Annotated in this window: 10 protein-coding genes and 1 pseudogene; 6 read left to right on the forward strand and 5 right to left on the reverse strand. The window is 62.7% G+C overall.

Annotated elements, in window-relative coordinates; genetic code table 11:
• The 4 genes and pseudogenes from ENZ74_RS35190 to ENZ74_RS19165 form a co-directional block, all read left to right on the forward strand.
• Positions 1-154: pseudogene (locus ENZ74_RS35190) on the forward strand (heme ABC transporter ATP-binding protein CcmA); the annotation flags it as partial.
• A gap of 28 nt (positions 155-182) precedes the next feature.
• Complete coding sequence (gene ccmB / locus ENZ74_RS19155; protein WP_024504965.1) at positions 183-848, forward strand: heme exporter protein CcmB; 666 nt, start codon at positions 183-185, stop codon at positions 846-848.
• Positions 849-971: 123 nt separating this feature from the next.
• Positions 972-1139, forward strand: coding sequence for a heme exporter protein CcmD (gene ccmD / locus ENZ74_RS19160; RefSeq protein WP_013528831.1), 168 nt, complete (start codon positions 972-974; stop codon positions 1137-1139).
• Complete coding sequence (locus tag ENZ74_RS19165) at positions 1136-1711, forward strand: DsbE family thiol:disulfide interchange protein (protein WP_063169543.1); 576 nt, start codon at positions 1136-1138, stop codon at positions 1709-1711. Before ccmD ends, ENZ74_RS19165 begins: the two co-directional genes overlap by 4 nt.
• A 158-nt stretch (positions 1712-1869) precedes the next feature.
• Here ENZ74_RS19165 and ENZ74_RS19170 read toward each other — a convergent pair whose 3' ends face one another.
• On the reverse strand, positions 1870-2037 hold the full coding sequence (locus ENZ74_RS19170; RefSeq protein WP_013528833.1) for a hypothetical protein: 168 nt from the start codon (positions 2035-2037) through the stop codon (positions 1870-1872).
• 259 nt (positions 2038-2296) lie between these two features.
• Here ENZ74_RS19170 and ENZ74_RS19175 point away from each other — a divergent pair, with 259 nt between their 5' ends.
• Positions 2297-3217: an SMP-30/gluconolactonase/LRE family protein gene (locus tag ENZ74_RS19175; RefSeq protein WP_063169542.1), complete on the forward strand. Its 921-nt coding sequence runs from the start codon at positions 2297-2299 to the stop codon at positions 3215-3217.
• Between the two features lie 76 nt (positions 3218-3293).
• Positions 3294-3500 (forward strand): 4-oxalocrotonate tautomerase family protein, encoded by a 207-nt coding sequence (locus tag ENZ74_RS19180; RefSeq protein ID WP_013528835.1) that lies wholly within the window; start codon positions 3294-3296, stop codon positions 3498-3500.
• Between the two features lie 186 nt (positions 3501-3686).
• Here the strand turns inward: ENZ74_RS19180 and ENZ74_RS19185 are convergent, their stop codons facing one another.
• The 4 genes from ENZ74_RS19185 to ENZ74_RS19200 form a co-directional block, all read right to left on the reverse strand.
• Positions 3687-4217, reverse strand: coding sequence for an NADPH-dependent FMN reductase (locus ENZ74_RS19185; protein WP_063169541.1), 531 nt, complete (start codon positions 4215-4217; stop codon positions 3687-3689).
• A gap of 40 nt (positions 4218-4257) precedes the next feature.
• The gene (locus tag ENZ74_RS19190) at positions 4258-4878 is read right to left on the reverse strand and encodes a pyridoxamine 5'-phosphate oxidase family protein (protein ID WP_013528837.1); all 621 of its coding nucleotides are present in this window, start codon (positions 4876-4878) and stop codon (positions 4258-4260) included.
• A 25-nt stretch (positions 4879-4903) separates the two neighbouring features.
• Entirely contained in the window at positions 4904-5578 is a 675-nt protein-coding gene (locus tag ENZ74_RS19195; RefSeq protein WP_013528838.1) for a septation protein A, read from the reverse strand.
• A 61-nt stretch (positions 5579-5639) separates the two neighbouring features.
• On the reverse strand, positions 5640-5789 hold the full coding sequence (locus ENZ74_RS19200) for a hypothetical protein (protein WP_281059714.1): 150 nt from the start codon (positions 5787-5789) through the stop codon (positions 5640-5642).
• Between the last annotated feature and the right edge of the window lie 6 nt (positions 5790-5795).

A 5795-nucleotide genomic window follows, 5' to 3' on the forward strand; every position in this document is an offset into this window, starting at 1 on the left:
GGACGAGCCGACGGCGGGGCTGGACAAGGCGGCGGAGGCGCGGTTTGCGGGGTTGATGGCGAGGCATTGCGCGGATGGCGGGATGATTGTCGCGGCGACGCATCTGCCGCTCGGGATCGAGGGGATGGAGTTGAGGATGGGGGAAGCCGGTTGATGGTGTCTGGGCGAAAGCATCTCAAACCATGCTAGCGCTCTTCCTGCGCGACATCCGCCTCAACATTCGTGCCGGCGGCGGAGCGCTGACCGGGGTCATCTTCTTCCTCGCCGTCATCGTCACCATCCCGTTCGGGGTCGGGCCGGACCTGAAGCTGCTGGCCCGCATCGGACCGGCCATCCTGTGGATCGGCGCGCTGTTGTCCTGCCTGCTCGGGCTCGACCGGTTGTTCCAGGCCGATCGCGAGGACGGTTCGCTCGATCTCCTGGTGCTCGGCAACGATCGCCATATGCTGGCTCTGACAGTGCTGGTGAAATGCCTGGCGCATTGGGCGGGCAGCGTGCTGCCGCTGGTCATTGCGGCTCCCTTGCTCGGCCTGTTCATGAACATGGAGCCGCTCGGCATCGGCGCCACGGCGCTGACGCTGCTGGTCGGCACGCCGGCCATCACGTTCATCGGCGCCGCCGGTGCGGCGGTGGCGGTGGCGCTGCCGCGTGGCGGGCTGCTGATCTCGGTGCTGGTGCTGCCACTGACCATCCCGGTGCTGATCTTCGGCGTTTCGGCAAGCTATGGGGCGACCGCCAATCCCGACCCGTTTCTGCAGCCCTTCCTCATTCTTGCCGCGCTGACCCTGTTTCTTGGCGTGCTGGGTCCGGTCTCGGCGGCGCTGGCGCTGCGCCATGGCACGGATTGACGCAGCGTATGACTGCGGCTCGGCGACCGATTGCGAAGCCGACGGAGCGAGGCTAAGGAAAAGCATGTCTAGACTGGGCGACATGATCGGCTTGGAAGGCCCCACTTCAGCGGGACCTGCCGCATGAGTGCGCATGCACTCTACGTGACCGCCGCCTATGGCATCACTGCCGTGGTGCTGGCCGGATTGATCGGCTGGATCCTGCTCGACCAGCGGGCGCGCAAGCGTGAGCTTGCCGAACTGGAGGCGTCCGGCGTGAGGCGTCGCTCCGACAAGGTCGCCAAGCCATGAGCACCGAAACGGAAACGCCGCCGCCCAGTCGTCGCCTGTTCGTGCTTCTGCCGCTGCTGATCTTCCTCGGCCTGGCCGGACTGTTCCTGTCGCAACTGCTGTCGGGGCGCGATGCTTCGGAAGTGCCGTCGGCCCTGATCGGCCTGCCTGCGCCGCAAACCAGCCTGCCGGCGCTGGAGGGCTCAAACCTGCCGGGGCTCGATTCGAAAACCTTCGCCGGCAAGGTCACATTGGTCAACGTCTTCGCGTCGTGGTGCGCGCCATGCCGCGAAGAGCACCCGGTGCTTCTGGCGTTGTCGCAGGATAAGCGTTTCACCATGGCAGCGCTGAACTACAAGGACCGGCCCGAAAACGCACGCCGGTTCCTCGGCGATCTCGGCAATCCGTTCCAGGCGATAGGGGTCGACGAAGCGGGCCGCGCGGCGATCGACTGGGGCGTCTACGGCGTGCCGGAAACCTTCGTCATCGGCAAGGACGGCAAGATCGCCTACAAACATGTCGGCCCGCTGACGCCCGAGACGGTGCAGGCGTTGCTGTTGCCGCAGATCGACAAGGCACTGGCGGCGCATTGATATTCAGGTGATGCCGGCCTGCAAACAGCGGCTTCCTGCGCTTCCGGTGCTCGCGTACCAAAAGTACGCTCCGCTCCGGTTCTCGGAAACCACCGTTTTCGACTCGGCCTGACCTGAATCTCAACGCACCTTGGCGGCGCGTCTTATCGGGCTTGAGATCAGCCGTAGATCTGCTTGTGGATCTGGTAGAGCATTTCCGAGCGGTCGGCGCGCATGTCGGCCAGATCGCGGCTGGAAAAGCTGTCGATTTCGGCGACAAGGCGGTTGTAGTGCTTGCGCTTGGCAATGCTGTTGCGAGCGCGGGTCATGAGACTGTCGAGGATCATAGCAAGGTTCCTTTTTGGCGCCGCATTTCGGCGGCGGTTTCTTCCTCCCTTGATCGATACGAAGCATGACATAGTAATGGTGCATTGCAAAAAGAAGATGTTGCAATGCACCATTGCGCTGGACGCATAGCCGGTTAATGCGGCGCTAACGTCATGCGCAGAGCCGGCAAGCGATCTTTTGTGGGACACTGTGCGTACCCACATTGCCTTCTGTCCCTCCGGCTGGCTTGATCCCTGTCATTGATGCCGGGAGGAAAGCATGGCGGCCGCAGACTATTATGAAATTCTCGATCCGCGCTTCGCGCGCCTGTTCAACGGCAACGCGCAGGTCGAGAAGCTGTTCACCGGATGCCAGTGGGCGGAGGGGCCGGCCTGGTTCGCCGCCGGCCGCTATGTCGTCTGGTCCGACATCCCCAACAATCGCATGCTGCGTTATGACGAGACCGACGGCAATGTCAGCGTCTTCCGGCAGCCGTCCGGCAACTCGAACGGCAACACCGTCGACCGGCAGGGCCGGCTGATCACCTGCGAGCATTCGGGCCGCCGCGTCAGCCGCACCGAGTTCGACGGCTCGGTCACCACGATCGCGGCCAAATGGAAAGGCAAGCGGCTGAATTCGCCCAACGACGCGGTGGTGAAATCCGACGGTTCCATCTGGTTCACCGATCCAAGCTACGGCATCGATACGGATTATGAGGGCGACAGGGCTGAGAGCGAAATCGGCGCCTGCCACGTCTACCGGGTCGATCCCGGCACCGGCGAGCTCGAAGCCGTCATCACCGACATGGTCAGGCCCAACGGCCTCGCCTTCTCGCTGGACGAGAGCAAGCTTTATGTCGTCGATACCGGCCGCACGCATGGCGCGCAGAATCCGGCGCATATGCGGGTGTTCAATGTCGGCAAGGGCGGCAAGAAAGTCTCCGGCGAAAAAGTCTTCGCCGACTGCACCGCCGGCCTGTTCGACGGCTTCAGGCTCGACGAGGACGGCCGCATCTGGACCAGTGCCGCCGATGGCATCCATTGCTACGATCCGGACGGCACGCTGATCGGCAAGGTCAAGGTGCCGGAAGTCACCGCCAATTGCGTGTTCGGCGGCAACAAGCTGAATTGCCTCTACATCGCCGGCACCACGTCGCTCTACATGGTGCGGCTGATGGTCAACGGCGCCAAGACATACTGAGAGTTGAACACTGGCGACCGTTCGACGGTTTCATCGAAGCGGGTCGTGAGCACGAACATCCCCGGGAGGACAAGAAATGCCATTCGTCAACATCCGCATCGTCAAGGAAGTGATCGCCGCCGATCCGGCGGGCAAGAAGGCGGATATCGCCAAGAAGGTCACCGCGGCCATCATGGACGCCACCGGGCTGAGCAACGACGATGTCTGGGTGGTTTTTGAAGAGGTCAACGCCCGCGATTGGTACGTTGGGAAGACCGATGTGGAGACGCTGCGAAAGGGGTAATGCGCGATCTTTCCTTCTCCCCTTTTGGGAGGCCGAGACGGTTGAGGGTGGGTGACGGATTGCCGTCAGTGCCAAGCTGGAACATCCCTCATCCGACCTCGCTCGCGAGGCCACCACCCTGGGGCGAGCCACGGGTCTCGCCCCGTCCTTCGGACCCACAAGGGGAGAAGGAAGAGAGGCCGCCGCTCAACGCGAGCGGATAAACTCCGCGAAGGCATTCAGTGCATCATGCATCGCCTGCCGGTTCGCCGGCGCCGCCAGGATGCCCGCCACCTCCGGCGGCTTCCTGCCGAGCAGGGCGATCTCCAGCACATCGTCGTAAAGCGCGAACGACATGGTGCGCATGATCTCAGCCAATGCGGCGCGGGCGAACAGCGAGCGCGGCGAGGCGTGTACCAGCATGGCGGGCTTGGCGACGGCGGCATCGCGCGAGACCAGCCAGTCGAGCGCGTTCTTCAGCCCGCCCGGCACGCCATGGGCATATTCCGGACAGGAGATGATCAGGCCGTCGGCTCGACTGACGGCATGGATCAGCTTGGAGGCTTCGAGCGGTGTCCGCTCGCCTTCATCGTCGGGATTGAAGATCGGCAAACGGCCAAGCCCGTCATGGACGGTGACGCGGCAGCCGGACGGCGCTTCGCGCGCCAGTGTGGCGATCAGCGCCGAATTTGTGGAGGCCGCGCGCAGGCTGCCGGAAATGGCAAGGATGTTCAGCAAGGTATGGAATCGGTCCAGACGCGAATCGCGTCCGCAAAAACTACCACATCGTCTTCTTGTATTCCTCGTCGAGCCAGCGGTCGGTCGCCTCGGCGGAATCGGCAACCGCCAGCTGATCGCGCATGATCTGGCCGAGCGTCGGCAGCGTCGCGCGGTCGTACCAGGTTTCCGGCTTCCACAAATCCGAGCGCATGAAGGCTTTTGCGCAGTGCATGTAGGCCGCCTTGACGCTGACCACGACAACGCTTTGCGGCTCCCTGCCGTCGACGGCGAGCCGTTCGCGCAAATTTGCGTCGACGGTGATGCGGGCATCGCCGTTGACGCGCAGCGTCTCGTTCATGCCGGGGATGAGGAAGAGCAGCCCGACCGGGGGATTGACGAGGATGTTTTCCAGCGTGTCGAGCCGGTTGTTGCCGGGCCGGTCGGGAATGGCGATGGTGGTGTCGTCCAGAACGGTGGCAAAGCCCGGTTTGTCGCCCTTCGGCGTCACGTCGGCATTGCCGGCACCGTCGGACGAGCCAATCAGCACGAATGGGCTCTTGCCGATGAAGGAGCGGCAATGGCCGTCAAGTTTTTTCAGCTCCTTTCGGATAGAACCGTCGGTCGGTCGTGGCGTCTTGTAGATCGTCCTCAACTGGTCGCGCGTGGTGACGAATTCCATGGCCCTTTCCCCTTATTTGCAGGCTCTATTTCCCGGCCTTCTCTTCTTTGCCGGTCTTGTCGTCCAGCGAATGGCGCAGGATCAGCGGCATCTGGCTGAAGGTGAACAGAAGCGTGATCGGCATGATGCCCCAGACCTTGAAAGTAACCCAGGCGTCGGTGGAAAAATTGCGCCACACCACCTCATTGACGATGGCCAGGAACAGGAAGAACAGGCCCCAGCGGAAGGTCAGCTTGCGCCAGCCTTCAGCGTCGAGGCTGAAGGCTGAATCGAAGACATAGCCAAGCAGCGACTTGCCGAAATACAGGCCGCCGAGCAGCACCCCGCCGAACAGCGTGTTGACGATGGTCGGCTTCATCTTGATGAAGATGTCGTCCTGCAGATAGAGCGTCAGCGCGCCGAAAATGAAGACGACGACGCCCGACACCATCGGCATGATCGGCAAGGTGCGGGTGAGCAGCCACGAGGCGATCAGCGCGATTGCCGTGGCGGCCATGAACAGGCCGGTGGCGACGAAGATCGGCCCGCCGAACTCGGCCAGAACAGGGAATTTCTGCACCAGCCATCCGCTGCGCGCATTGGCGAAGAAGAACACCATCAACGGACCCAGCTCCAGCACCAGCTTGAGCAGCGGATTGACGCCTTCCTTCTTCTGCTTCTGCGGGTCCGACGGATCGCGTTCGAGAATGGGTGGGTTCATGGAATCTCTTTCTTGCGCATGATCTGATCCAAAAAGTCTGCACCTTTTTGGGACATGCTTGTTAAGCTACTCCAGCGATCGCCCTGGCGAATTCGCTTGCTGAGAAAGGTTCGAGGTCGTCGACCTGTTCGCCGACGCCGATGAAATAGACCGGCAATTTGTGCTTTGCCGCGATCGCCACCAGAATACCGCCGCGCGCCGTGCCGTCCAGCTTGGT

Origin of the sequence: Mesorhizobium sp. M7A.F.Ca.CA.002.15.2.1, assembly GCF_003998715.1 — a bacterium.
Lineage (GTDB): Bacteria > Pseudomonadota > Alphaproteobacteria > Rhizobiales > Rhizobiaceae > Mesorhizobium > Mesorhizobium ciceri.

Excerpts from the sequence above, each read along its gene's own strand:
- ENZ74_RS19175 (WP_063169542.1), top strand. The coding sequence starts at position 2,297 with ATGGCGGCCGCAGACTATTATGAAATTCTCGATCCGCGCTTCGCGCGC.
- ENZ74_RS19190 (WP_013528837.1), bottom strand. The coding sequence starts at position 4,878 with ATGGAATTCGTCACCACGCGCGACCAGTTGAGGACGATCTACAAGACG.
- ENZ74_RS19180 (WP_013528835.1), top strand. The coding sequence starts at position 3,294 with ATGCCATTCGTCAACATCCGCATCGTCAAGGAAGTGATCGCCGCCGAT.
- ENZ74_RS19170 (WP_013528833.1), bottom strand. The coding sequence starts at position 2,037 with ATGATCCTCGACAGTCTCATGACCCGCGCTCGCAACAGCATTGCCAAG.
- ccmB (WP_024504965.1), top strand. The coding sequence starts at position 183 with ATGCTAGCGCTCTTCCTGCGCGACATCCGCCTCAACATTCGTGCCGGC.
- ENZ74_RS19165 (WP_063169543.1), top strand. The coding sequence starts at position 1,136 with ATGAGCACCGAAACGGAAACGCCGCCGCCCAGTCGTCGCCTGTTCGTG.
- ccmD (WP_013528831.1), top strand. The coding sequence starts at position 972 with ATGAGTGCGCATGCACTCTACGTGACCGCCGCCTATGGCATCACTGCC.
- ENZ74_RS19195 (WP_013528838.1), bottom strand. The coding sequence starts at position 5,578 with ATGAACCCACCCATTCTCGAACGCGATCCGTCGGACCCGCAGAAGCAG.